This window comes from Bacillus sp. 5RYD7K, from assembly GCF_059831465.1.
In genome coordinates this window covers 134,369-159,775 of sequence record NZ_CP191200.1, presented here as the reverse complement: position 1 = coordinate 159,775, position 25,407 = coordinate 134,369, and the positions used below count along the sequence as shown (strand labels likewise).

Sequence of the window (25,407 nt, the reverse complement as noted above, 5' to 3'; positions counted from 1 at the left end):
GTCCATAATGGTAATGACTTTTAAGAAGAAGGTGCAGATATGGGACATTTATTTACAGTGGCTTGGGAATTAGTATGCGGTTTGGGTATTTTATTTGTGATTTTAAAATTGCTCGGAAAAACTCAATTCTCACAGATTACGCCGTTTGATTTTATTTCGGCGCTTATCCTCGGCGAATTGGTCGGAAATGCGGTGTATGATAAAGGCGTCAGGATCGTTGAAATCATTTTTGCTTCTCTGTTATGGGGGATTTTAATCTATTTCATCGAACTGATTACGCAGAAAGTGAAAAGCTCCAGAAAGCTGTTGGAAGGCGAGCCGAACATTGTCATCCATAAAGGAAAACTGAAATATGATGTACTGAAAAAGAATAAATTGGACATAAATCAGCTGCAGAGCCTTCTCAGACAGGCGAACTGCTTTTCCATACAGGAAGCGGAATATGCGATTTTAGAAACAAACGGGATGGTCAGCGTCCTGCCGAAATTTCCGTACGACACGACGAAAAACGGAGACATGCAAATCAAGCCGAAGCAGGTCTCCTTACCGGTCACACTGATTATTGATGGTGAAGTGCTGCACGAAAATCTGAAAGAAGCCGGGGTGGAAGAAAAGCAGCTGACTCAGGAGCTGAAAAAGCTGAACATCAAAAAAACGGAGGACGTGTTGTATGCGGAATGGAAGCCCGATAAACCGCTGTTTGTCCTGCCGTATGAGGAGAAAAAATAAAAAGAGCTTTGCCCTGGGGCAAACGCTCTTTATTATTTTCCATGTACGCCTGTTTTAACGGCTTTGACATGATACATACCGACGTCCGTCCCAAGCATGTAATCAGGTTTCGGCTTGCCTTGGTTTGCTTTGTGGGCCGCGATGTGATCTTCGCTTTTTTCCCATTGCTTCCAATGGTCTTCTGACTCCCAGCGGATTAAGACGACGACTTCTTCGTCGCCGCGGCGGACTTTTTTCTCCAGGACTGTTACGTCAATCAAGCCTTCCTGCTTTTCGATCACGCCTTCTGAGCTGAAGCGTTCGATCACTTTATCGGCATGTCCTTCTTTTACGGTCATTTTTCTGATTTGCACGAACATCTGGCATCTCTCCAATCATTTTCAAGCTTTATTTTAAATGAAAATGATTCTCAAAGTCAATTGAGATTCATGATTTGAGGAGAAAGACATGGCCTTCCTCGTCTTTAAATTGCACGAAGCTGCCCCACTCCATTTGTTTCGGTTCATCTATAAATGTGACGCCGTTTTTTTTCATCTGTTCGTACGCGGCAAAGACATCTTCGCATTCAAATACGATTGAAGCCTTCATATGCTCGGCCCCTTTCATCATCGCTTTCGGATAGATAACCAAATGAGTCTCGGCTCCTTTTGGCGCTACTTCAAGCCAGAAGGCATTCGGGCCCATCGGATGTTCGGCGACGGTTTCAAATCCCGCTTTTTCCGTCCAGAATGTTTTTGCTTTTTGCTGATCGTCAGTGTATACGGCGACTGTTGCGATTTTTTTGATCATCTTACTGACCTCCTGTTTCATTTCTTTTATAGTGTGTCCAGCAGGCGAAAAAAGCAACCGAAAGCTTTAATGTGCCGGCTTTTTTTTATTTCTCTAGTACGATCGGCAATTCCGATTTATAATTTAGATAAAAGGACATATTCTTGAAAGAGGAGACGGCAGTGAACAAAGACCAATTACTTCATGATTATATTATTACACATTCGGCCGAGCTGACGGAAAAATGGCTCAAGCTGAGACGGAAGCTGAGAGGGCGTTTTTATTCTGCGGATCAATTAAGTGAGGAAATGAAACAGCTGCTGATCGAGCAGCATACCTTTACGAACACGGCCGTCGCAAGCGCTTTTTTGGAAGACCCGGCTGTTTTTCAGCATAACAAAGAAAAATGGGCCGCACAGGTAGCGAAAAGCAGAGTGGAGCAGGACGCGCAGGTTCATGAGGTCGTTGAAGCGATCGGCAATTCAAGAACCGTCTTTTGGGAAGCGGTCACCCGTTTTATAGATGAGAATCCGGATATCGTAACAAAAGAGGATGTCCGCCGCTGGAATCATCTTGTTAACGGCTCATTTGATCAGCTGATGACGGATTTTACTGAACAGTATCAGACATTAATGATCGCGAGGCTGTCATCTCAGCAGGAGCTTATTTCCGAATTGAGCTGTCCGGTTATTTTGATCGCGGATACGATCGGCACTCTGCCGCTCATCGGCGCGATTGATACGAGACGGGCGCGCGTGATATTGGAGACGGTGCCGGAAAACTGTGTCGCTAAACGGATCACAAACCTTGTGATTGATCTGTCCGGTGTGCCCATTGTCGATACAATGGTGGCGCAGCAATTGTACATGCTGTCGAAAACGTTATTTCTCCTCGGCATCAGAACCGTGTTTTCCGGCATTCGGCCTGATGTGGCACAGACTTCTATCCAATTGGGGCTTGATTTTTCAGCGTATCAAACCTACGGCTCTCTGGAGCAGGCGCTCGCCAGCATGGGTGTCACATGTACTATTGAGGAAACAAAAGTGTGAGAAAAAAAGTGCTCCGGCCAGAGGCGGGGCGCTTTTTTTTTGTCAGCGGGAAACAAGTACGATTATCCGGTCAATTGAAGGTATATTATGTTCCTTTTTTAAAAAGGAGATCATATGCCTTTTTTTATGCAGAGAAAGAGAAAAGAAAACATATCCAAAAATCGTGTAAATGTTATTGATTTTTGGAGGGAAACATAATAGTATAATTATATATTTCTTATCAGAATAGTATGAATTAAAAACCATTGTCTTCAAGACGAACGGCCAGACATAAAGGGGGAGCATGATGACGTCCAAAGGAAACGTAGATCCGCATGTGGTTGAAAAGATTATCAGTGCGCTGGAAACGATCGATTTCGGGACTGTTCAGATTACGGTTCATAATTCCCAAGTGACACAAATTGATAAGGTGGAGAAATATCGATTTTCCCTGAAGAGCAAAGAAGCCAAACAGCAATCTTAAAAAACGGCCAATGACAGGAGGCGGTACATATGAAGCATTCAACTGTTCCTTTCCGGGAGAGCCGGTATCTGCACCTGCCCGAAGTGCGCTTTCTGCATTGGTGCACGAAGCAGTACGGTATAAATAAAGGCGTGCTGAATACAATTGACGGCTGGTTTTATGATGCGGGCATCATTCCCATTCCCGTCAGGCGCCTTTATGTGCTGGCGTTTCTCGATTATGCGAAAACGCCGGGACAGAAGGGGAATATCCGATTCGGGCACGGCGGATTGACGAAAAAACTGCATGATTTCATGAATATGCAGGAGTGTGCAGCAAAACGCCAGGCCTGATATCCTTAAAATCTTCTTAAAATCATGCAAATTTCTCCCATTTTATTTATAATAGACCTATCACGATCAATTTTTGGGAGGACTTTTGACATGCAAACTGCTGCTTATGAGAGCAAACAATCTATTATGCAGCGCATTATAACGGTATTTGTGTTTACGCTGTTAGTTGCGACAATCGGCCTGTATACCGGCCAGTTCATTCCGCCGGCATTGATGCTGCCGCTGTCGATCTTAGAGGTCGTCATGATCTTCGCGGCGTTTTGGCTGCGCCGAAAAAAAGCCGTCGGATATGCGTTTGTGTTTTCATTCGCTTTTATTTCCGGAGTGACGCTGTTTCCGATTATCAGCCATTATGCGTCCGCAGCGGGCGCCTATGTCGTATTGGAGGCATTCGGCTCTTCGTTTGTGATTTTTGCGGTGCTCGGCACGATCGGCGCTAAGACGAAAAAGGACTTGTCGTTTTTATGGTCCTTCTTGCTTGTCGCTGTTATCGCGCTTCTCGCGGTGGGGATCTTTAATATTTTCAGCCCGCTGAATTCCGCCGCCATGATGGCGTATTCCGTCATCGGAACGATTGTGTTTTCAATGTACATCTTATACGACCTGAACCAGATCAAACACCGTGACATCACGGCGGATCTGATTCCTTTGATGGCATTGACGCTTTATATCGACTTTATCAACCTGTTTATCAACCTGCTTCGGTTTTTCGGGATTTTAAACAGTGATGATTAACCGCGCGAAAAAGGCGCCCTTCTAAAGGGGCGCCTTTTATGTTCTGCCGCCGGAAAACAGCAGAATCTTATCAAATAATACTTCAAGCATTTTTGTGAAGGCCGCTTTTTCTTCAGCGGTGAAGTTTTCCATGACACCTGAAATTTTAGAAAAGTGGCCGGGGAGGAACAGCATCAGCTTTTCTTTTCCTTCCTTTGTGAGCTCGATGCTGATTTTTCGTCTGTCGCCGGTATGCCGGCTGCGGTTTACAAAGCCGTCCCGTGCGAGTCCGTCGATCAATCCGGTGATGGTCGCTTTGGTGACGTTGGATTTTTTTGCCAGCTCCGTCGGACTCAGGCTGCGGCCGGGTGCGTCAAACAGAAACATTAAAATTTTGAATTTGCCTTCTGACAATCCGTGACTTGAGAAATAATGCTCCATGACATGATTCATTTTTTTCGCCATATCAAATAAAGTCAAAAATGTTTTCAATGAGTCAGCGTCCATATCGGCGTAAATCTCAGCGTGTCCGGCAATCTGCGAGTAATCCGGCAAATCTCTCAATTCCATTTTGTAAGCCTCCGTACATTTTTGTGATTCAAAGTATAAGCTTGCCGGATTCAAAAGGCAACTTATAAAGATTGACAGTTTTTCAGCCTATATAGTAAGGTGGCTAATAGTTAATGGATAGTAAACAAATAGAGAAGGCGGTATCGTGATGAACCATGAAGTGAAGAAGATCATCATAGCGGGCGGAGGGATCGGCGGCTTGTCCGCAGCGATTTCTCTCGGGAGAGCGGGTTTTGAAGTGACCCTTTGCGAGGCGGCGTCCGATATGCGAAAAAGCGGAGCGGGCATTCTCCAGCCTCAAAATGCGCTGCGGGTGCTGAGGGAAATCGGTGTGTATGAAGAATGCTGCCAACACGGCTTTCAAACGGAATGGCTGAAGCAGCATGATGAAAACGGAACGCTGCTGTTTAAAGTGAGTGAGGCGTTTTTAGATGATTCATTGCCTGGGAGGAATAATATACTTCGGCAAACCTTAAATGATGTCCTCAGAAAGCATGCTGAAGCGGCGGGGGTTACGATTCTGCTGGGGAAAAGAGTCGTATCTTACGAAGAAACGGCGGATGAAATAACGGTGCATTTCGCAGACGGAACCGCGCTGACGGCTGACATCCTGGCCGGTTTTGACGGCATCCGCTCTGCTGTCCGCGATCAAATGCTGCAAAGAGAAGTGAAAACGGAGTATCTCGGCATGGGGGCGCACAGATTTTACATCTCTTTTCCCGAGCCGATATTTCATGATTCAACACTGATGTATAAAAAAGGGCAGACGCAGGTCGGGGTCGTGCCGCTGTCCGAAAAAACAGGATACGTATTTATCATCCGGCCGTATGACGCTGGCTACAGGGATGATGAGGACACGCGTTTTGAACGGGTGAAAGACTTGCTGCGCGGATTTCCGGGAGTGAAGTTTGTGACAGAAAATATGTCAAAGGAATATCCCGTTTTGTTTCATAAGGTTGAGCAGATGGCGGTCAAAGAGCCGTGGCACAGAGGCCGCGTCGTTCTGGGCGGGGATGCCGTCCATGCAGGAGCGCCGACATTGGCGCAGGGCGCGGCGATGGCGATTGAAGACGCGATCGTGCTTAGTGAAGAACTGCAAAAGCACAAAAACCATGAAACTGCATGTCAGGCATACTTCGAACGACGGGCGGAGCGGGCTTTACGGGTGCAGAATCTCTCATCTGAAATCGTCCGCCGCGAGATAAAGGGAACGCCCGGCGTCCAAGACATCATCGGTGAATGCTATCGATTGCTCAAAGAGCCTTATTAAATAGAGAAAGTCCAGAACATGGCGTCTGGACTTTTTGTCAGTCTTGTTCAGATTTATTCCGTATCCGTTCAATCACCTCATGCAGCCCCTCAGGCTTGTGAAATTCCACCGGCGAACTGCCTTTTTCAAACGAGATCGTCTCCGCCTCAATGAGCGCGACATAGCGCCCGTTTATTTTTGCGAGATGGATGGTTTCGCCGAAATCGGCCAGCAATCCTTTAATCTCTGTTTCTCCGACTTTCATTTTCAGCTCGGCTTCCGGCGTGTGTTCAATGATCTGCGCAGATGCCTCGATGACTTGATGGGTGTCGAGGCGCTCCTGAATTTCCCGCTTTTCACTCGCTTCCCAAATTTCAATGTCGTGCTCAAACTGCTGAAGCTCTTCGCTGTTTTCTTCAAAAGTTTCATACACGTGCTCCTGCACCATGTTCATGACTTGATTTTTCATGATTTCCGGCATCGATTCGCCGTATTCGACAAATTTGAGAAAGTCCTCAAAATAACGGGCATGCGAGGCTTGGTGGATTTTCAGCTCGTGCTCTTCTGTCATGCCTTCTTCCGGCATATACGGATATTGAATGCTTTTCATGTTTTTTGTTGTGATGGCCATTTCGACCTTTTTAATGAGAGATGAAGCGTCTGAGATCCGGGCGACTTTCGGCTCGAAATCGCATTTCATCATAAAGACGAACTTGTCCTCAAAATATTTACGCGGCACGGCCGATGCCACGATAAAAACACCGCCGCGAACGGCGCTCGTGTCCAGATAAGTGCGGACGAACTGCTCGCTTGCTTCGATAAATGCGTCCTTCGTATCCGCAAGTCTGGCGCGGTTGAAAAGGTTGTAATTCGGATTTGAATCAAGCTCATGGCCCGGCTCCGTGATAAAATGGCCGATTTTTGTGGGGACCTGATCGGATTGCGGATGCCGTTCGGCTTTCCGTTTGACGATTTTCTTCAATTCCCCGTCCAGGAAATCCTTCAGCTCGCTTTCTTCAAATTCTTCCGTATCAAGCGTCTGGAAATGTTTGAACTGTTTGTTTGCCTGTTCGTCTTTTCCTTCCACTTGAATGACATAAAACGATAAAAACTTGATTTCAAAATCCATATATGAACTCACCTTATTTCTGTATTTGACAAGCCTCTCCAGTATAGAAAAAACCGTTAATGATCGTCAATGAGGATTGCCCGCTCTGGCGGATAATCGGCGGGTGAAAAGGGCACTGTAGTTGGAAGAAACGCATTCCGTTTAAGAAAGGGTGTTATTCATGAAGGAAACAAGTCCGATTCCGCAGCCAAAGACGTTCGGCCCGCTCGGAAATCTTCCTTTGCTTGATAAAGACAAGCCCACCATGTCGCTTCTCAAACTGGCAAATGAGCAGGGGCCTATTTTTCAGCTGCATACGCCGGCGGGTACGATTATCGTCGTGTCCGGCCATGAACTGGTGAAAGAGGTTTGTGATGAAGAGCGGTTCGATAAAAGCATTGAAGGGGCTTTGGAGAAAGTCCGCGCGTTTGCCGGTGACGGGCTGTTTACAAGCTGGACGCATGAGCCCAACTGGCGAAAGGCGCATCATATTCTGATGCCGACCTTCAGCCAGCGCGCGATGAAAGATTATCATGCGATGATGACGGATATCGCGGTGCAGCTGATTCAAAAATGGGCAAGGCTGAACCCGGATGAGGCCGTTGATGTGCCTGCTGATATGACCCGGCTGACGCTCGATACGATCGGGCTGTGCGGTTTTAACTATCGGTTTAACAGCTATTACAGGGAAACGCCTCACCCGTTTATCAACAGCATGGTGCGCGCCCTTGATGAAGCGATGCACCAAATGCAGCGCCTTGACGTTCAGGATAAGCTCATGATCAGGACGAAGCGCCAATTTCATCATGACATTCAGGCGATGTTTTCGTTAGTAGACAGTATTATCGCAGAGCGTAAGTCAGACGGCGGCCGGGATGAAAAGGATCTGCTGGCCAGAATGCTGAATGTGGAAGACCCGGAAACAGGCGACAAACTTGACGATGAAAATATCCGGTTTCAAATCATCACGTTTTTAATTGCCGGCCATGAAACGACAAGCGGCCTGCTTTCTTTTGCCATCTACTTTCTGCTGAAGCATCCCCGTGTTTTGGAAAAAGCCTATGAGGAAGCCGATCGGGTATTGACCGATCCCGTTCCTTCATATAAACAAGTGCTGGATCTTACTTATATCCGGATGATTTTGCAGGAGTCATTGCGCTTATGGCCGACCGCGCCTGCGTTCAGTCTTTATGCGAAAGAGGATACGGTGATTGGCGGGAAATATCCGATCACGGCAAAAGACAGAATTTCCGTCTTAATTCCTCAGATTCATCGTGATAAAGAGGCGTGGGGAGACAATGCGGAGGAATTTTATCCGGAGCGGTTTGAAGATCCGGATCAAGTGCCCCACCATGCGTACAAGCCGTTCGGAAACGGTCAGAGGGCGTGTATCGGTATGCAGTTCGCCCTGCACGAAGCAACTCTTGTTCTGGGGATGATTCTTCAGCATTTTACCTTTACAGACCACACCGATTATGAGCTCGATATTAAACAAACATTAACGCTCAAGCCCGGCGATTTTCATATTCGGGTGCGGCCGCGAAACAAAGAAGCCGTTTCGGCTGCTCTCCCGGCGGCTGAAAAACCGGGGGAAGGCGTCAAAAAAGAAAAACAGGAGACAAAAGGCGCTTCCATTATCGGACTTGATAACCGTCCGCTTCTGATTCTGTACGGCTCAGATACGGGAACTGCAGAAGGCGTGGCGCGGGAGCTTGCCGATACTGCCGGGATGCACGGCGTCCGGACTGAAACAGCGCCCTTGAATGACCGGATCGGAAAACTGCCGAAAGAAGGAGCGCTCTTGATCATTACATCCTCTTATAACGGAAAGCCTCCGAGCAACGCGGGGCAATTCGTGCAATGGCTTGAAGAAGTCAAACCCGGGGAACTGAAAGGCGTCCGATATGCCGTCTTCGGCTGCGGTGACCATAACTGGGCGGCGACATATCAGGCCGTTCCGAGACTGATTGATGAAAAACTTGCCGAAAAAGGGGCGGAACGCTTTTCTGCCCGCGGCGAAGGGGATGTCAGCGGCGATTTTGAAGGAAAGCTTGATGAATGGAAAAAAAGGATGTGGGCGGACGCCATGAAAGCGTTCGATCTCAAGCTGAATGAAAATGCCGAAAAAGAGCGGAGTACGCTGGGCCTTCAATTTGTGAGCGGGCTTGGCGGCTCCCCTTTGGCACAGACGTATGAAGCGGTTTACGCATCCGTTGCGGTAAACAGGGAGCTTCAGGCGCCGGAAAGCGGCCGAAGCACAAGGCATATTGAAATCATTCTGCCGAAAGAGGCTGCTTACAATGAGGGGGATCATCTCGGCGTGCTGCCTGTAAACAGCAAAGAGCAGGTCGGCCGTGTTCTCCGCCGGTATAATCTGAACGGGAACGACCAAGTGCTGCTGACGGCCAGCGGACAGAGCGCGGCTCATCTCCCGCTCGATCGGCCGGTCAGGCTGCACGATCTTCTGAGCAGCTGTGTCGAATTGCAGGAAGCGGCATCAAGGGCGCAAATTCGGGAAATGGCCGCTTATACGGTCTGCCCGCCGCACAAACGGGAATTGGAAGATTTACTCGGAGAGGGCGTCTATCAGGAGCAAATCTTAACATTGCGCGTCTCAATGCTCGATCTCCTTGAAAAATATGAAGCGTGTGAACTGCCGTTTGAGCGATTTCTGGAGCTTTTGCGTCCGCTGAAGCCGCGTTATTATTCGATTTCCAGCTCACCGCGGAAACATCCCGGACAGGCTTCAATTACCGTCGGCGTCGTTCGCGGCCCCGCCCGGAGCGGTTTGGGGGAGTATCGCGGAGTCGCTTCGAATTATTTGGCGGAACGCAGACCTGATGATGGTATCGTGATGTTTGTCCGCACTCCGGAAACAAAATTCCGGCTGCCCGAAGACCCGGAAAAACCGATTATTATGGTCGGTCCCGGCACAGGAGTTGCCCCCTTCCGCGGTTTTCTGCAGGCACGCGCGGCGTTAAAAGAAGAAGGGAAAGAGCTGGGGGAAGCTCATCTGTATTTCGGATGCAGAAACGATCATGATTTTATTTACCGTGATGAGCTTGAAGGTTATGAAAAAGACGGAGTCGTGACGCTTCATACGGCGTTTTCACGCAAAGAAGGCGTGCCGAAAACGTATGTGCAGCACGTCATGACGGAGGATGCCGAAGCTTTAATTTCGATCCTTGACCGGGGAGGGCATCTATACGTATGCGGCGACGGAAGCAAAATGGCGCCTGATGTAGAGGCAGCACTGCAAAAAGCGTATCAGTCGGTTCACGAAACAGATGCACGGCAAGCGCAAGAATGGCTTTTGGATCTCCAAACAAAAGGCATTTACGCAAAAGATGTCTGGGCCGGCATTTAACCACTTTGATGAAAAGGACTGGATGACTCCAGTCCTTTTTCCTTCAAGAAAATGAATTGCTTTCCAATCCTTTGTTGTGAGCTCTTATAACAAGATAAGGATGTCTCACAGTGATGGAAGGATATCAGCGCCAAGAGTCCCATCTACTGTTTTAAAATAAATAGTTGCGCCTATTTCGGGTGAAACACCTTTACAAATTTATGGAATTGGAATATACTCTGTTTCACAAAGTACTTTGTGAAAAGAGGAGCTTGTCTTATGTCAAATCAGAATTTTCGTGAATCAGAGATAGCTGAAAACTTATCTCATATCAAAGTCTTGACGAACTACAAGACTGAGTACTCAAGGCAAACCAGTCCATATTTCATTATTTGGGGCTGTATATGGATTATTGCGTATTCCGTTTCTTTATTTAAGGTACTTTCTGTAGTCCTTGCTTGTGTTTGGTTAATACTGGCAGTATTAGGGTGGATACTGACTTTGAAGACATATCTTAAGCAGAAACAATTTGATCCCATGCCCACTTTCTTAAAGAATCAATTAAAATATGTATGGATTGGATTCATATTAGTGGTATGCATTTTTGTTTTTCTGATTTTAATGGGGTTATTGCCGCGAACAGGAGAATTTCTATCGTTTTTGATTGTTTTAATGGTGTCTATTATGTACATATTCTTAGGCATCGTGTTAACAAAAGAGATTTTTGTTATGGGATTTTGGCTGAGCATACTCGGTATGCTTACATTCTGCTTATTTCCTGATGCAATGAATATTGTTTTTGCATTTATTGGCGGAGGCAGCCTATTACTTACAGGAATGATTTTGAAAAGAAAAGGGCAAGGAAATGAGTAATGTTAACAATATCAATGATTTAATACATGCAAAAGTACGGTTGGGAATTATGAGTTTACTGATGACTTATGATAAATGTGATTTTACTTTCCTGAAAAAGTCATTAGACATCACAGATGGTAATTTAGGTTCGCATCTGAAAAAGTTAGAGGATGCAGCTTATATAGAACTAACCAAGAAGTTCGTATCCAAAAAGCCGAAGACTATTGTTCAGATTACGAAAGAAGGGAAAGCAGCCTACAAGGAGTACATTAATACAATTGAATCCATATTTAAAATAAATAACAGTGGGGGAATGGTGTAAATGCTGCAAGTTGAACATATAAGTAAGCGCTATGGCACGACTCTGGCTTTGGACAATGTGGTTTTAACAATTCCGAAAGGAGTCTGCTATGGACTTGTTGGACCGAACGGATCCGGTAAATCTACCTTAATCAAGATCATCTCGCGCATCATCCGGGAATATGACGGTAAGGTTGAATTTGTCGGCAATGAAAATGGCAGACTGGGTTATGTTCCACAGGATATCAGCCTTGAAGAAAAATTAACTGCAAAGACCAATATGGAGTTTTTCGGAAAGGTGCACGGGCTGAATGGCTTAAACCTAAAGCAAACAACAAAAAAATTGTTAGAAGATATCGGATTGTTAGAAAGGGCAAATGACGTTGTGGAGAACTTTTCTGGAGGAATGAAGCGCCGTTTAAATATCGGGTGTGCATTAATGCACGATCCAGACTTAATTATTCTAGATGAGCCGACGGTAGGCGTGGATCCACAATCACGCCGCTACATTTTTAAAATTGTAAATCGACTCAAAAAAGCCGGTAAAACTATTATTTATGTGAGTCATTACATGGAAGAGATTGAAACTCTTTGTGACTATGTAGCTTTTATCGACAGAGGGAAAATTATCGATGAAGGAGAAATAAATGAACTGCTTAAACGACATGAAGAATCATCTATTATGTTTAACTCCTCGTTGTCTCATGAATTAATAATGAGCCATGGTTTTGAGTTTTCAGTCGTTAATTCAGGGCTGATAATAAAAACCAAAGAACCTTTAGAAACCATGGAGCGCTTAATTAGGATCAGTAAGGAAAACAATATTGTGCCTCATCAGTTGTTTTTATATAAGCCAAAATTAGAAGATGTATTCTTTAAACTTACCGGCACTGATTTGCGTGATGAAGAATAAAGGGGGAATTTATAATGTTACCGCTCGCTCAAATTGAAACGATAAAACAGTTAAAGGATAAGTCTCTGTTTTTTTGGACGATTATATTACCTATTGTGTCCATCATATTGCTGATTGAGCTATTTACGACAGACAGCACAAACAAAACTTTAGTAGCTTCACAATCTGTAACCGGTATGAGCGTATTCTTTTCTACATTTATTATTATCTCCATCGTTATAAGTTTTGTAAAGGATCGGGAAAAAGGAATTGTATCAAGACTAGCAAGTACTCCTTTAAAGCCTTATAACTTCTTCTTAGGAAAAAGTATCCCTTTTTTAGTCATAACTTTTATGCAAATTCTTCTCCTTTCTGTTCTAGGAATATTTCTGTATGATATTGAAATTAATAATTTTCTGGCGTATCTGTGGGTTGTTGTGTTGATATCTTTACTGGTTACATCCTGGGGAGTTGCTATTTCAGTCTTTGCCAAGACTGAAAATACAGGTTTGGTCATGACTAATGTTATTGCATTAGGTACTGCTGTTGTTTGTGGTTTATGGACCCCTTACGAACAATTACCAAGCTACCTTCAAACCATTGGAATGCTCTTTCCGCAGTACTGGGCGCATCAGGGGTTAATTCAATCGGTCTCGACGATATCGGGAGGAGAAAGTCTAATATGGGTAACATTTGTTGTACTGGGCTATACAATACTAGGATTTATAGTTTCTCTAATTGGATACAGATATTACATTAAAATGGCGAGAAATTAGACCGCTGAAGAATAGTGACATTAAAACGCAGCTGGGACAAAAAGGAGAGTGGGAAATGATTAGTGAAAATCTAAAACTGTATGTCGAGACTCAATTTAAAAAGTACGAAAGAAATTCGTTACTGAGCAGAAAAAAAACGGAGCTTTTAACTAAGATTCATGATAGAAGTATTAGCCTGAAAAATTTTATATGGGTAATTCCTTTATTGGCGGGTTTGATGAGACCAGTTCACAATTTTTTTCGCTAATTAGAAACAAAAATTTGCAAGACGCGTTAAGGTCCGGTGGTGGAGAACAGTTTAAGCAGTCACAAATGCCAGCTCTGCTGCATGGATGGATTATAAAAAACACAAGGTATACGTGAAGAAAGCATTTTTGTATAACGTCAGGATCTCGGGAATAATTTCACGGCGCAAGGACTGTAAACATCCAGTCCTTTTTTGCATCGGCCGAAAAAAATATTCAAGTTTTTCAATCCCTTTGCATACAATAACTTCAGCCCGCCTGTGGGGCGGCTGTCTTTGATATTCATTTTTTGTTTTTAAGAAGTTTGTGGTATTCTTATATTTGGTATCTCCTAGTTTCAGACTGGGTCTGAAACGGTACCTTTTAATGCCAGAAAAAAATGTGAAACGAAGAACGGATATCCTGCGTCTAATGGCTGGCGGGATAAGATGTTCAATGGGCATGACACGAATGATAAATATATCGTTTATTAAAATGGTGTGTTTATGGGGCTGTGTGATGCTTTCGTTTTGCTCGGAAAGCAGGAATTGAAGCAAAAAGTAAGAATACAGATTTAAAGTGTTTAGGAAAGTAGAGGTTGCCATGAAGAAATTATTTTCTTACAGACTTAGTTTTTTTGTACTGGCTATTATTTTGTTTTGGGCCAAAACGTATTTAGCCTATCATGCTGAATTCAACCTTGGGGTGAAGGGGCCGACGCAGCAGTTTCTGCTAGCGATCAATCCGTTCTCAAGCGCCATTTTCTTTTTAGGACTGGCATTGTTTGCGAAAGGCCGCAAATCAGCGATTATCATGGTGGTTATTGATTTCATCATGACGTTTATTTTGTATGCAAATATCCTATTCTATCGATTCTTCGATGATTTCTTGACATTCCCTAACTTAAAGCAATCCGGTAATGTCGGAAATATGGGAGACGGCATCTTCAGCATTATGTCCGGCCATGATATTTTGTACTTTGTTGACATTATTATTTTAATCGCACTTCTGGTGTGGAGACGTGAGCTGAAGGAATTCAAGCTGAAAAAACGGTATACGTCTTTAATTATCGTGACGGGTATTGTTTTGTTCTTTGTTAACTTGGCGATTGCCGAAGAGGACCGCCCGGAGCTGCTGACAAGAACGTTTGACCGCAATTACATTGTAAAATACTTAGGTCTTTATAATTACACGATTTATGACGGCGTGCAGACGGCGCAGACGGAAACGCAGCGGGCATATGCAAGCAGCGATGACCTGACGAGCGTTGAGAACTACACATCGTCGCATTATGCGAAGCCGAACGCCGAGTATTTCGGCAAGGCCAAAGGCAAAAACATCATTAAGATTCACTTGGAAAGTTTCCAATCGTTTTTAATCAACTACAAACTTGACGGAAAAGAAGTCACGCCGTTCCTGAATAAACTCGCCCGCGGCGGTGAGGACATGACGTACTTTGATAACTTTTTCCACCAAACAGGCCAAGGTAAAACATCTGACGCCGAGCTGATGATGGATAACAGCCTGTTCGGACTGCCTGAAGGGTCAGCCTTCGTGACAAAAGGGGAAAACACGTATCAATCGCTTCCTGCCATCCTTGACCAAAGTGAAGGCTATACAAGCGCCGTTTTACACGGTGACTACAAATCATTCTGGAACCGTGACCAGATTTACAAACATATCGGCTATGACAAATTCTTTGACGCCAGCACATACGATATGTCTGATGACAACCTTGTCAATATGGGACTGAAGGATAAACCGTTCTTCAAAGAATCCATTCCGAAGCTTAAATCGCTGAAACAGCCGTTCTATGCGCATTTGCTCACGCTGACGAACCATTATCCGTTTACGCTTGATGAAAAAGATGCAACGATTGAAAAAGCGAAAACAGGCGATGCAACTGTAGATGACTATTTCCAGACGGCTCGTTATCTCGACGAAGCGCTTGAACAGTTCTTTAAAGATCTGAAGTCATCCGGTTTATATGACAACTCGGTGATTATGATTTACGGAGACCATTACGGAATCTCTGAAAACCATAACCGCGCGATGAAAGAAATTCTCGGCAAAGAAATTACGCCTTATCAAAACGCGCAGAACCAGCGTGTGCCGCTTATGCTTCACATCCCCGGCAAAAAAGGCGGAGTGAACCATACATTCGGCGGTGAAATGGACGTTGTGCCGACGATCCTTCACTTGGAAGGCATTGATTCTAAGAAATATATTAATTTCGGAACCGATCTCTTCTCGAAAGACCATGATGATACGGTGACGTTCCGTAACGGAGACTACGTCACGCCGAAATATACTTCTATCTCCAATGTCGTATACGATACGAAGACAGGAAAAGAACTGAAAGGCAATCAGGAAACGAAAAACCTGAAAGCCAGAGTCACAGAGCAGCTGAAGCTGTCTGACAGCGTGATGTACAAAGACTTGCTCAGATTCCACAAATTGAGCGACTTTACGCCGGTTGATCCGTCTAAATATCATTACGGCAAAGAAAAGCTTAATGAGGATAATAAATAATAGAAAGAGCCTTACGGATGGTTTTCCGTGAGGCTCTTTTTTTGTGTGTATCTTCACCAATCTGAAAAAAGAGAGAGCTTTCGGTCACAAAGGGCGCCAATCTCTCATATCTTACTTGTAGATTTTGAAACCGGTGATAGAGAATCGGACAAATTATCCGGTTGGTTTCTCTTGTACGGGCGGTTTCGAATCCAATATTCACAGAGAAGAGGGGTAGAGATGAAAGCAGTCATTCTCTGCGGCGGAAAAGGAACGAGAATGAGCGAAGTCACCAATGAACGTCCCAAACCGCTCGCCATGATAGGCGGAAAACCGATTCTATGGCATATTATGAAACTCTATCAATACTATGGCGTGAACGAATTTATCCTGCTTCTTGGTTTCAAAGGAGAGATGATTAAGGAATATTTCTTAGATTATGACTGGAAGAATCATAGTATGACGCTCGACAGCTCTACCGGAGAAGTGCGGATATTGGGAAAATCCGAGCCGTGGAAAATCACTTTTTTAGACACGGGGGAACACACGCAGACAGCGGGGCGGCTTTTACAGGCAAAGGACCTCATCGGTGATGAAACCTTTCTCATGACATACGGAGACGGACTGGCCAACATCAACCTGTTTCACCTGATCAGCTATCATCAATCAAAAGGGGCTGCTGCAACCGTCACCGGTATTGAAAAGACCTCGCAATTCGGGACGCTGACGGTCGAAGACGGCATGGCGAAAAGCTTTTCTGAAAAAACCTCGAGTGACGGCATCATCAACGGCGGATTCTTCGTGCTCAGCCCGAAGGTATTCGATTATCTGCCGAAAGACAGCGATGTCATGTTTGAAGAAGAACCGCTGAAGGAGCTGGCGAAGGACGGCGAATTGGCGGTATATCGGCATTACGGTTTCTGGACGGCGATCGATACGTATAAAAACCTGCTGGAAATCAACAAGATGTGGGACAGGGGACAACATGTATGGAAGGTATGGTGATCAAGTTTGAGTTTCTGGAAAAATAAAAATGTGTTTGTGACGGGATGTACAGGTCTTTTAGGAAGCTGCTTGGTAAAGGAACTGATCGATCAGGGGGCCAATGTGACGGGACTTGTCCGTGACACTGTGCCCAAATCTAATCTGTATCAGGGAGAGCAAGTGAAGCAAATGAATATCGTGCAGGGCGCTCTTGAAGATCTGGATGTGATTGAGCGGGCGCTGGGCGAATATGAAATCGACACGGTCTTTCATTTAGCAGCACAGGCGATCGTCGGCGTCGCAAACCGCAATCCGATTTCTACATTTGAAGCCAATATTCTCGGCACATGGAACATCCTTGAAGCGTGCCGCCGGCATCCGCTCATCAAGCGGGTGATCGTCGCCTCCAGTGATAAAGCGTACGGCGACCAGCCGGCACTGCCGTACAATGAAAACATGCCTCTTCAGGGCAAACATCCGTATGATGTGTCAAAAAGCTGTGCCGATTTGATAAGCCACACATATTTTAATACGTACGGCCTTCCGGTTTGTATTACGCGCTGCGGCAACTTGTACGGCGGCGGGGATTTGAATTTCAACCGGATTATCCCGCAGACGATTCAGCTCGTGCTGAACGGTGAAGCGCCGGAAATCCGCAGCGACGGCACATTTATTCGTGATTATTTTTACATTGAGGATGCGGTCGAGGCGTACCTTTTGCTGGGGGAAAAGATGGAGGAGCTCAATCTTGCGGGAGAAGCGTTCAACTTCAGCAATGAGATTCAGCTGACGGTGCTGGAACTTGTAGAAAAAATTCTTAAGGCCATGGACAGTGACTTGAAGCCGAAAGTGCTCAACCAGGGGAGCCACGAAATTAAGCATCAATATTTGTCGGCGGAAAAGGCGAGAAAGCTTCTGAACTGGACACCCGCGCATACCATTGATGAAGGGTTGGAAAAAACGATCGAATGGTATAAAGCCTTTTTTCAAAAGTAACAGAAACAGAGGTGATAAAGACGTGACAAGCGCATATTGCACAGTTTTATCAAAAGGAAGGCTGTATCAGGCCATCGCTTTATTCGGCTCATTGAAAGAGGTTCAGGCGGACGCCCCCATTTTTACTTTGTGTATGGATCAAGACACCTATGACGTGCTTCAGGCAATGCAGCCGGATAATGTCACCCTGATTCCGGTGTCTGCAATGGAAAATGAGGAGCTCCTTGAACTGAAGCGGACGAGAGACCAGAGCGAATACTGCTGGACGGTGAAGCCGGTATTTCTCGAATTCGTGCTGGACGGACATCCGGACTTAGAGCGTGTCACGTACATTGATGCCGATTTGTTTTTTTTCGCTGATCCGCGCCCGATTTTTGAAAATCAGCCGGATTGTTCGGTGCTTCTGTCACGGGGCGATATCGTCATCCCCTCATTTGAAAAACAGGAAATTGACATGCTGCAGCGCCTTTTAGGCCGGTATAACTCCGGATTTCTCAGCTTCAAAAACGACCGGGCCGGCACAGATTGTCTCAGATGGTGGAAAGAACGCTGTCTTGAAGAATGCAAAAATGCGCCGGGTGAAGGAAAATTCGGAGATCAGGGCTACTTGGATTACATGTCTGATCTATTCCCGAATGTGTGTGACATTACAACGCCCGGTGTGAATATCGGCCATTGGAATTACGGCCGGCACACATTTTCATGGAAGGACGGGCGTCTTGTGCTCGAAGACGAAAGTCCGCTGATTTTCTATCATTTCAGCGGATACCGGATCATCACAGCCGGCGACATTCGGCAGATTCACGAGAAGACCCGGACCGACCTGCCGTTTGTCCATCAGCTTTACAAAGACATTCTGAAGCAGGTGATCGGGACGGTCAGCGCCGTCTGCCCGAAGTTCAGCGGCTTTGCATCTGAGGACGATAACAAATAAATGATTATATACAGGAAGTGAACAAAAGTGAAGGCAAGCGTCATAGTTCCCGCATATAATTCCAGGGAGCGGCTTTATAACAGCCTGCTGTCCCTGAATGAACAGGAATGCACAGAGCCGTTCGAAGTGATTGTGGCTGACAACGGTTCGGAAGACGGAACCTTATCCATGCTCGAATCATTCAGCGCGAATTTTCCGCTGATTTTTGTGAGAATTAAAGAAAACAGAGGGATCGCTTACGGCCGGAATCAGGCGGTCCGTAATGCCAGAGGCGATATTTTGATTTTCCATGACAGTGACATGCTTGCCGAAAAGGATTTGGTGGCGAAGCATATCAAGGCTCATGAGAACCGGGACGATCTTGTCGTATGCGGTATGTTCTGGAAGCGGCTGTACAGCTTTTATTATGACCGTTTTGAAAAAGAGCACAAGGAAAAGCTCGCCGAACTGTATGAAGAGCTGCCGGGCGATAAAGAGCCGCTTCTTGATGAAAGTGCCATCAGAGACGGAAGCTTTCTCGACCGATGCTTTGACTTAGATACCGATTTTATACGTGTGCTGAAAAGCATTTTGGAAAAATACGGAGACGACTTGAAAGGCTACCGTCTGCCGTGGCGTTTTTTCATTACGAACAATTCATCAGTCAAACGGCAGCACGTGGCAGATCTTGGTCTGTTTGATGAAGGCATTGTCAGATACGGTTTTGAAGATTATGATCTCGGCATCAGGTTTCACCAGTCGGGCTTGTCGTTTCAGCTGCGGCGCGATATCATGAGCGTCCATCAGGAGCATCCGAGCAACTGTGCTTCTGTTGATGACATCAGGGCGAATATCGCGTACATGTGCGACAAGTACAATGACATCCATTCGCTTGACGTGCACCTCGCGTTTAACGGCCCGTTTGATGCGGAGTTAACCAACAGCATTATGGCAGACATCGAAGTGCTGCTTGATTATGAGAAATATGAAAGCCTGCTGTACATCTTTCTTGAGCTGATGCACGCGGTTAAAGACCGCAACCTCGATCCGGACTGGAGGACGAAAAGCCCGCGTATCACGGCGAACAGCTTTCATCTGCCGGAGGCCCAAAAGCTTTTGTCAAAAGCGGAAAAAAAGCTGGGCGTTACGCACTTTGCAAGAGCGTTCAAAGCGCTGTTTGCTGATTTACTGCATGTGGATTTTAAATAAATTGGATGTGATATGGTGAGTAAATATCATTTTTCAACCATTGTTTCAAGAACGCATATCTTTAAACTGATGCCGATGATTCATTCTCTCCATGAGCATTGCCGTGATTTTCATCTGTATGTGCTGTGTGTCGACAAGAAGGCGTATGAACTGCTTCAGCAGGTGCCGTGGGAGCATGTCACGGCGGTTCAGCTCCATGAAATGGAGGACCCGGAGCTGCTTGAAGCAAAGGGCGGGCGGACGTTTCATGAATATTGCTGGACGCTGAAGCCGGCATTTTTGTTCCATGTGATGACGGAGTATGATGAAGCCGAATATTTTGCCCATTTGGACACTGATCTCTTTTTCTTCTCAGATGCAGGCGAGCTGTTCGCCGAAAAGCCGGATGCTTCTCTTTTCCTGACGGATCACCGCAATTCAGAACGGTTTGCGTCTTATTACAAGCTGACCGGGCAGTACAACACCGGGTTTGTCGGCGCGCGGAATACCGAGGAAGCGTATCGGGCGGTCTGGCAGTGGAGACAGGATTGCATCTCCTATTGTACGGTGGAGATGAATGAAGAAAAAAAGACATACGGTGACCAAAGGTATGTTGAAAAGTGGCCCGCGCAGTTTGAGAACGTTCATGTCACGGAGTCGATCGGCGCGAATGCCGCGCTGTGGAATATTGAGCAATACGAAGTCAGCCTGCGTGACGAGGCTGTATATGTCAATGACACCCCGCTGATTTTTTATCATTTTTCAGGCTTTACGCTCGTCACGGAGAACGAATTCAATCTGTGCTGGTACTATCACATTGATGACGAGGCGACAGTCAATATGATTTACGTGCCGTACATCAAAAACGTAAAAAAATGGATTGATGAAATTCAAAAGGCGTTTCCTGATTTCAGAGACGGGTTTATTCCGCGATATGCGGTTCCTGACACTCATTTTTATACGGTTGAAACATAAAATCCCTGCCGAAAAGGCAGGGATTTTTTTATGAATGCCATTCTTTTAATGTTTTGTCGCTCGGCAGGACAAACGCGAGCAGTCCTAAAACGGGCAGAAAGGCGACGGCTGTCATGGTCGGCGTCAATCCCGCGGAATCAATGAGGGCGCCGAGCGCAACGGCTCCGATCGCGCCCATTCCGAAGGCGAGCCCGACCGTAAGCCCTGACATCGTGCCGATTTTACCCGGAACGAGCTCCTGCGCGTAGACAACGGTCACAGAGAAGCTGGACATCAGGACAACGCCGATCAGCGCCAGTACGCCATAGGCGATGACCGGCCCCGCAAACGGAAGGAAAATCGTCAAGGGAGCCGATGCCATCATTGATACGATAATGACGTTCCGCTTTCCGAAACGGTCTGCCAGCGGCCCGCCGAGAAACGTTCCGACAGCCCCGAAGAATAAAAAGACGAAGATGTAGCTCTGTGCCTGCTGAATGCTGACATGATAGGCATTCATCGCATAGAATGTATAAAAGTTGCCGATCGCGCTCACATACCAGGAACGCGCGAAAATCAAGAAAATAATCATGATAAGGGCAAGAATAATCGGCTTTGTAATCACGGTCTCCACAGCGGCAGCCGGTGATTTTTTACTTGCGGCGCGCAAATGAATAAGGCGGCCTTTATACCATTTGGCGATATAAATGAGAAACAGCACAGCGATTGCGGCGACAAGCGTAAACCAGACAGAGCCGAATTGACCGAGCGGAACGAGAATCAGCGCGGTAATCAGGGGCGCCATCGCCTGGCCGGTATTTCCGCCGACTTGGTAAATCGATTGCGCCAAGCCGCGCTTTTCGCCGGCGGCCATGTAAGCGACACGCGATCCTTCAGGATGAAAAACAGCGGAGCCAAGGCCGATAAAAAATACACAGAATAAAATCGTCAGAAAAGACGGGGCGAACGCGAGACCTAAAATGCCGAGCATGCTTGCGGTGAGTCCGAGCGGCAGGGCATACGGCATCGGGCGTTTATCCGTATACCAGCCGATGACGGGCTGCATCACGGAAGACACCATATTCAGCGTAAAGGCGATCATTCCGAGCTGTGTAAAGGTAAGGCTCATGGAACGTTCCAAAATAGGAAACATCGCCGGAATCACCGCTTGCAGTGAATCGTTCAGCAAATGACAAATCCCGATAATCAATAAAATGGAATACATGGTTGTATCGGGACGATGGACAGGTTTTTCTTTCATCGGTGCGGCAATTGCCAAAGTGATTCTCCTCCTTTTATGTAAGCAAAGCATACACCATATTATTCATAAGGTGAATGAATGATCAAGAGCAAAAAAGGCTCTTCTTTCTCAAATCGAAAAAAGAGCCTCCCTTTTTATTTGTTTAACAAACTGTGTTTTCTCGAATAAACCATATAAACGACGATCCCGGCGGCGATCCAGATGACAAAGGAAAGCCATGTCACGCCGGGCAGGCTGCTTGCGAGATAGAGGCATAAGCATGCGCTGATGATCGGCACAAAAGGAACGAAAGGAACACGGAAGGAAGATTTGATCTCCGGATGTTTCTTTCTTAAAACGATGACGGCGATCGCGATGACCGTAAAGGCCGCCAATGTTCCCATATTGACGAGATGGGCTAATGTTCCCAAATCAATAAAACCGGCGAGCCCGGCGGCAACGATCCCCGTCACCCAGGTGTTTTGAAACGGTGTTTTAAAACGCGGGTGCACCTTGGAAAATACGCGGGGCAAAAGACCGTCTCTGCTCATCGCAAATGTGAGACGCACCTGAGCGTACAGCAGAGCAAGCATGACTGTTGTAATCCCGATAATCGCGCCGACGGAAATAATGCCCGCTATTTTGTTCTGGCCGACAAACTGCAGCGCAAATGATACCGGATCTCCGACATTTAATTTAGTGTACGAAAGCATTCCCGTCAGAACGAGCGATACGGTAATGTAAAGAATGGTGCAGATGGCGAGCGCGCCGATAATCCCGATCGGCATTGATTTCTGCGGGTTCTTCACTTCTTCCGATGCGTTTGACACAGCATCAAATCCGAGATACGCGAAGAAAACGGTCGCGGCGCTCGTGATGACGCCTTTCATTCCGAACGGCATAAACGGCGACCAGTTTTCCGGTTTCACGTAGCCGAATCCGACGATGATAAACAGCAAAATAATGGCAATTTTCATCAAAACAATGACATTATTAAATCGGGTGCTTTCTTTCACGCCTCTTGAAACAATCGCGGTAATCACCAAAATAATAATAACGGCCGGCAGATTGAGCACGGCGCCCGCTTTGCTTCCGGGTGCGGCGGTCAGCGCCTCCGGAAGATGCAGCCCGAAGCCCGCAAGAAGCGACTGGAAATACGATGACCAGCCGGTTGCAACGGCGGCGATTGCAATGACATATTCAAGCATTAAGTCCCATCCGATCAAAAACGCGAGACATTCTCCGAGAGTGACATAGGAGTAAGTATATACGCTGCCTGAAATCGGAATGGTTGAAGAGAATTCCGCATAACAAAACGCTGCGAGCGCGCAGGCAAGGCCCGCGAGCACAAACGACAGAATCAAAGCCGGCCCTGCCCCTGTTGCGGCCACGGTCCCGGTAATCACAAAAATCCCCGTGCCGACAACACAGCCGATTCCGAGTAAAACCAAGTCAAAAGCGCTTAACGAGCGGGCCAGACCGGCCTGTTTGCTTTGGGCCTTTAAGTCGGCGATCGGCTTTTTCCGAAATAATAAAGACATATGGGTCCTCCTGAAAATTCATAATATTCATATCATTATATACACTGACGTTTGTATTATATTGTCGAAATTTCGCACAGTCAATTAAAGAATTTTCCACTTTAAAAGGAAAAAGCTCAAAAGCGTCGATGTGCGGAAGGAACAGTAATTTTATTGTGAAATAGTTCAATTTTCTTACGTTAAGACCGATACAAAAAATGACTCATCAACTATTTTCAAGTTTCGGTGAAAGGGAGATGTTTACATGTTTCAATATGAAGAACTAAATAAGCAGTTTATCGGCGGCCGATGGAGGGATGGGAGCAGCCGGAACGTATTGGAAAACAGGAATCCTTATACTCAGAAAGTCATCACCTCATTCCGAAAAGCGACGCCTGATGACGTGGATGCGGCGTATCGCGCCGCGGCTCTTGCGAAACAAGAATGGGACAAAGTCAATCCTTTTAAAAAGCGGGCCATTTTGGAAAAAGCCGTATCTTTCATCGAAGAGCACGAAGAAGCGATCATTTACTTAATCATGGAGGAGCTTGGCGGAACAAGGCTGAAGGCTGAGTTTGAAATCGGACTTGTCAAAAATATGATAAAAGAAGCCGCAACATTTCCGGTGCGGATGGAAGGGAAAATTCTCCCGTCCACGATTGACGGAAAAGAAAACAGGCTGTACAGAATACCGGCCGGCGTCGTCGGGGTCATCAGCCCGTTTAACTTCCCGTTTTTCCTTTCGGTGAAATCGGTTGCGCCGGCACTCGGAGCGGGCAACGGCGTTGTGCTGAAGCCTCATGAAGAAACACCGATCTGCGGCGGAACACTGATTGCGAAGATTTTTGAAGCGGCCGGCGTACCGGACGGGCTGCTGAATGTCATCGTGACGGATATCGGGGAGATCGGCGACAGTTTTGTTGAGCATCCCGTGCCGCGGATTATCTCATTTACGGGTTCAACCGGAGTGGGCAGCTATATCGGACAGCTTGCGATCAAACACTTTAAAAAACCGCTGTTGGAGCTTGGCGGAAACAGCGCGCTGATCGTGCTTGAGGATGCTGATCTTGAATACGCCGTCAATGCGGCCGTATTCAGCAGGTTTACGCATCAAGGCCAGATCTGTATGTCGGCGAACCGCGTGCTCGTTCACACATCTGTATATGACAAATTTACAGAGCTTTACGAAGCGAAAGTGTCATCGCTGAAAGTCGGCGATCCGATGGACCCTGACACGGTGATCGGGCCTTTAATCAATGAGAGGCAGGCGGAAGGTCTGAAACGGTCCGTAGAAAAAGCGATAGAAGAGGGAGCGGTTCCGGTGCTGTCCGGCCGATTCAGCGGAACGGTCGCTGAGCCCGTCATTTTAAAAGATGTGAAACCTGAGATGAGCATCGCGAAGGAGGAGCTGTTCGGACCGGCCGTCTGCATCATGCCGTTTGAAACGGAGGATGAAGCGGTAAGCATCGCAAACGCGACACCGTTCGGTTTAAGCGGAGCCGTGCATACGGCAAACGTTGAGCGCGGCGTTGAGTTTGCTAAGCGGATCGAAACCGGCATGATTCACGTCAACGATACGACCATTAATGATGAACCGAATGTCGCGTTCGGAGGCGAGAAGCAATCAGGTCTCGGCAGGCTGAACGGCGAATGGAGCCTAGAAGAATTCACTACGCTGAAATGGATTTCGGTTCAGCATGAAAAACGGCAATTCCCATATTAAGAA

General features: G+C 46.4%; 23 protein-coding genes and 1 pseudogene. 18 read left to right on the top strand and 6 right to left on the bottom strand.

Going from position 1 to position 25,407, the window contains the following annotated elements; all coding sequences use genetic code 11:
• Positions 1–39 precede the first annotated feature (39 nt).
• Positions 40–729 (top strand): YetF domain-containing protein, encoded by a 690-nt coding sequence (locus tag ACQE26_RS00730; RefSeq protein ID WP_016936944.1) that lies wholly within the window; start codon positions 40–42, stop codon positions 727–729.
• Between the two features lie 32 nt (positions 730–761).
• Here the strand turns inward: ACQE26_RS00730 and hmoA are convergent, their stop codons facing one another.
• Together hmoA and ACQE26_RS00720 are read right to left on the bottom strand one after the other, a co-directional pair.
• Entirely contained in the window at positions 762–1,088 is a 327-nt protein-coding gene (gene hmoA / locus ACQE26_RS00725) for a heme-degrading oxygenase HmoA (RefSeq protein WP_016936945.1), read from the bottom strand.
• Between the two features lie 67 nt (positions 1,089–1,155).
• Positions 1,156–1,518: a VOC family protein gene (locus tag ACQE26_RS00720; RefSeq protein ID WP_016936946.1), complete on the bottom strand. Its 363-nt coding sequence runs from the start codon at positions 1,516–1,518 to the stop codon at positions 1,156–1,158.
• Between the two features lie 161 nt (positions 1,519–1,679).
• On the opposite strand from ACQE26_RS00720, the gene ACQE26_RS00715 reads away from it, so the two are divergent.
• The 4 genes from ACQE26_RS00715 to ACQE26_RS00700 all read left to right on the top strand — a co-directional run bounded on the left by ACQE26_RS00715 (position 1,680) and on the right by ACQE26_RS00700 (position 4,076).
• Positions 1,680–2,546, top strand: a complete 867-nt coding sequence (locus ACQE26_RS00715; protein WP_500470386.1) for an STAS domain-containing protein — start codon at positions 1,680–1,682, stop codon at positions 2,544–2,546.
• 286 nt (positions 2,547–2,832) lie between these two features.
• Complete coding sequence (locus ACQE26_RS00710) at positions 2,833–3,009, top strand: YezD family protein (RefSeq protein WP_016936952.1); 177 nt, start codon at positions 2,833–2,835, stop codon at positions 3,007–3,009.
• A gap of 29 nt (positions 3,010–3,038) precedes the next feature.
• A complete protein-coding gene (gene ribR / locus ACQE26_RS00705; protein ID WP_045927129.1) occupies positions 3,039–3,341 on the top strand; it encodes an FMN riboswitch-binding regulator RibR in 303 nt (100 codons plus the stop codon).
• A gap of 90 nt (positions 3,342–3,431) precedes the next feature.
• A complete protein-coding gene (locus tag ACQE26_RS00700) occupies positions 3,432–4,076 on the top strand; it encodes a Bax inhibitor-1/YccA family protein (protein WP_060963372.1) in 645 nt (214 codons plus the stop codon).
• A 36-nt stretch (positions 4,077–4,112) separates the two neighbouring features.
• On the opposite strand, the gene ACQE26_RS00695 is transcribed toward ACQE26_RS00700, so the two are convergent.
• Positions 4,113–4,625: a MarR family transcriptional regulator gene (locus tag ACQE26_RS00695; protein ID WP_060963371.1), complete on the bottom strand. Its 513-nt coding sequence runs from the start codon at positions 4,623–4,625 to the stop codon at positions 4,113–4,115.
• A 148-nt stretch (positions 4,626–4,773) separates the two neighbouring features.
• Here ACQE26_RS00695 and ACQE26_RS00690 point away from each other — a divergent pair, with 148 nt between their 5' ends.
• On the top strand, positions 4,774–5,895 hold the full coding sequence (locus ACQE26_RS00690; protein ID WP_500470383.1) for an FAD-dependent oxidoreductase: 1,122 nt from the start codon (positions 4,774–4,776) through the stop codon (positions 5,893–5,895).
• 37 nt (positions 5,896–5,932) lie between these two features.
• Here ACQE26_RS00690 and ACQE26_RS00685 read toward each other — a convergent pair whose 3' ends face one another.
• Positions 5,933–7,003, bottom strand: a complete 1,071-nt coding sequence (locus ACQE26_RS00685) for a DUF3900 domain-containing protein (protein WP_500470381.1) — start codon at positions 7,001–7,003, stop codon at positions 5,933–5,935.
• Between the two features lie 160 nt (positions 7,004–7,163).
• Between ACQE26_RS00685 and ACQE26_RS00680 the strand changes: the two genes are divergently transcribed.
• The 11 genes and pseudogenes from ACQE26_RS00680 to ACQE26_RS00630 all read left to right on the top strand — a co-directional run bounded on the left by ACQE26_RS00680 (position 7,164) and on the right by ACQE26_RS00630 (position 20,942).
• Positions 7,164–10,349 (top strand): bifunctional cytochrome P450/NADPH--P450 reductase, encoded by a 3,186-nt coding sequence (locus tag ACQE26_RS00680; RefSeq protein ID WP_500470380.1) that lies wholly within the window; start codon positions 7,164–7,166, stop codon positions 10,347–10,349.
• 258 nt (positions 10,350–10,607) lie between these two features.
• Positions 10,608–11,201 carry a hypothetical protein gene (locus ACQE26_RS00675; RefSeq protein ID WP_500470379.1) on the top strand — a complete coding sequence of 198 codons (594 nt, stop codon included), beginning with the start codon at positions 10,608–10,610 and terminating at the stop codon, positions 11,199–11,201.
• Positions 11,194–11,505, top strand: coding sequence for a winged helix-turn-helix domain-containing protein (locus tag ACQE26_RS00670; protein ID WP_326351672.1), 312 nt, complete (start codon positions 11,194–11,196; stop codon positions 11,503–11,505). The genes ACQE26_RS00675 and ACQE26_RS00670 overlap by 8 nt, the downstream gene beginning before the upstream one ends.
• The gene (locus tag ACQE26_RS00665) at positions 11,506–12,396 is read left to right on the top strand and encodes an ABC transporter ATP-binding protein (protein ID WP_500470378.1); all 891 of its coding nucleotides are present in this window, start codon (positions 11,506–11,508) and stop codon (positions 12,394–12,396) included.
• Positions 12,397–12,410: 14 nt separating this feature from the next.
• The gene (locus tag ACQE26_RS00660) at positions 12,411–13,151 is read left to right on the top strand and encodes an ABC transporter permease (protein ID WP_198698498.1); all 741 of its coding nucleotides are present in this window, start codon (positions 12,411–12,413) and stop codon (positions 13,149–13,151) included.
• Positions 13,152–13,978: 827 nt separating this feature from the next.
• Positions 13,979–15,907, top strand: coding sequence for a lipoteichoic acid synthase (ltaS, locus tag ACQE26_RS00655; protein WP_438421391.1), 1,929 nt, complete (start codon positions 13,979–13,981; stop codon positions 15,905–15,907).
• A 219-nt stretch (positions 15,908–16,126) separates the two neighbouring features.
• Positions 16,127–16,891: a glucose-1-phosphate cytidylyltransferase gene (gene rfbF, locus ACQE26_RS00650; protein ID WP_438421392.1), complete on the top strand. Its 765-nt coding sequence runs from the start codon at positions 16,127–16,129 to the stop codon at positions 16,889–16,891.
• 6 nt (positions 16,892–16,897) lie between these two features.
• Positions 16,898–17,866 (top strand): GDP-mannose 4,6-dehydratase, encoded by a 969-nt coding sequence (locus ACQE26_RS00645; protein WP_438421394.1) that lies wholly within the window; start codon positions 16,898–16,900, stop codon positions 17,864–17,866.
• Between the two features lie 22 nt (positions 17,867–17,888).
• Entirely contained in the window at positions 17,889–18,800 is a 912-nt protein-coding gene (locus ACQE26_RS00640) for a putative nucleotide-diphospho-sugar transferase (protein ID WP_500470377.1), read from the top strand.
• Positions 18,801–18,827: 27 nt separating this feature from the next.
• Positions 18,828–20,007 (top strand): annotated as a pseudogene (locus tag ACQE26_RS00635) (glycosyltransferase).
• The gene (locus ACQE26_RS00630; protein WP_500470376.1) at positions 20,004–20,942 is read left to right on the top strand and encodes a putative nucleotide-diphospho-sugar transferase; all 939 of its coding nucleotides are present in this window, start codon (positions 20,004–20,006) and stop codon (positions 20,940–20,942) included. The pseudogene ACQE26_RS00635 and the gene ACQE26_RS00630 overlap by 4 nt, the downstream one beginning before the upstream one ends.
• A 28-nt stretch (positions 20,943–20,970) precedes the next feature.
• Here ACQE26_RS00630 and ACQE26_RS00625 read toward each other — a convergent pair whose 3' ends face one another.
• Positions 20,971–22,200 (bottom strand): MFS transporter, encoded by a 1,230-nt coding sequence (locus ACQE26_RS00625; protein WP_438421398.1) that lies wholly within the window; start codon positions 22,198–22,200, stop codon positions 20,971–20,973.
• Between the two features lie 116 nt (positions 22,201–22,316).
• The gene (gene bcaP, locus ACQE26_RS00620; RefSeq protein ID WP_500470375.1) at positions 22,317–23,702 is read right to left on the bottom strand and encodes a branched-chain amino acid transporter BcaP; all 1,386 of its coding nucleotides are present in this window, start codon (positions 23,700–23,702) and stop codon (positions 22,317–22,319) included.
• Between the two features lie 244 nt (positions 23,703–23,946).
• On the opposite strand from bcaP, the gene yfmT reads away from it, so the two are divergent.
• Positions 23,947–25,404 carry a benzaldehyde dehydrogenase gene (gene yfmT, locus ACQE26_RS00615; RefSeq protein ID WP_500470374.1) on the top strand — a complete coding sequence of 486 codons (1,458 nt, stop codon included), beginning with the start codon at positions 23,947–23,949 and terminating at the stop codon, positions 25,402–25,404.
• Positions 25,405–25,407: the final 3 nt, after the last annotated feature.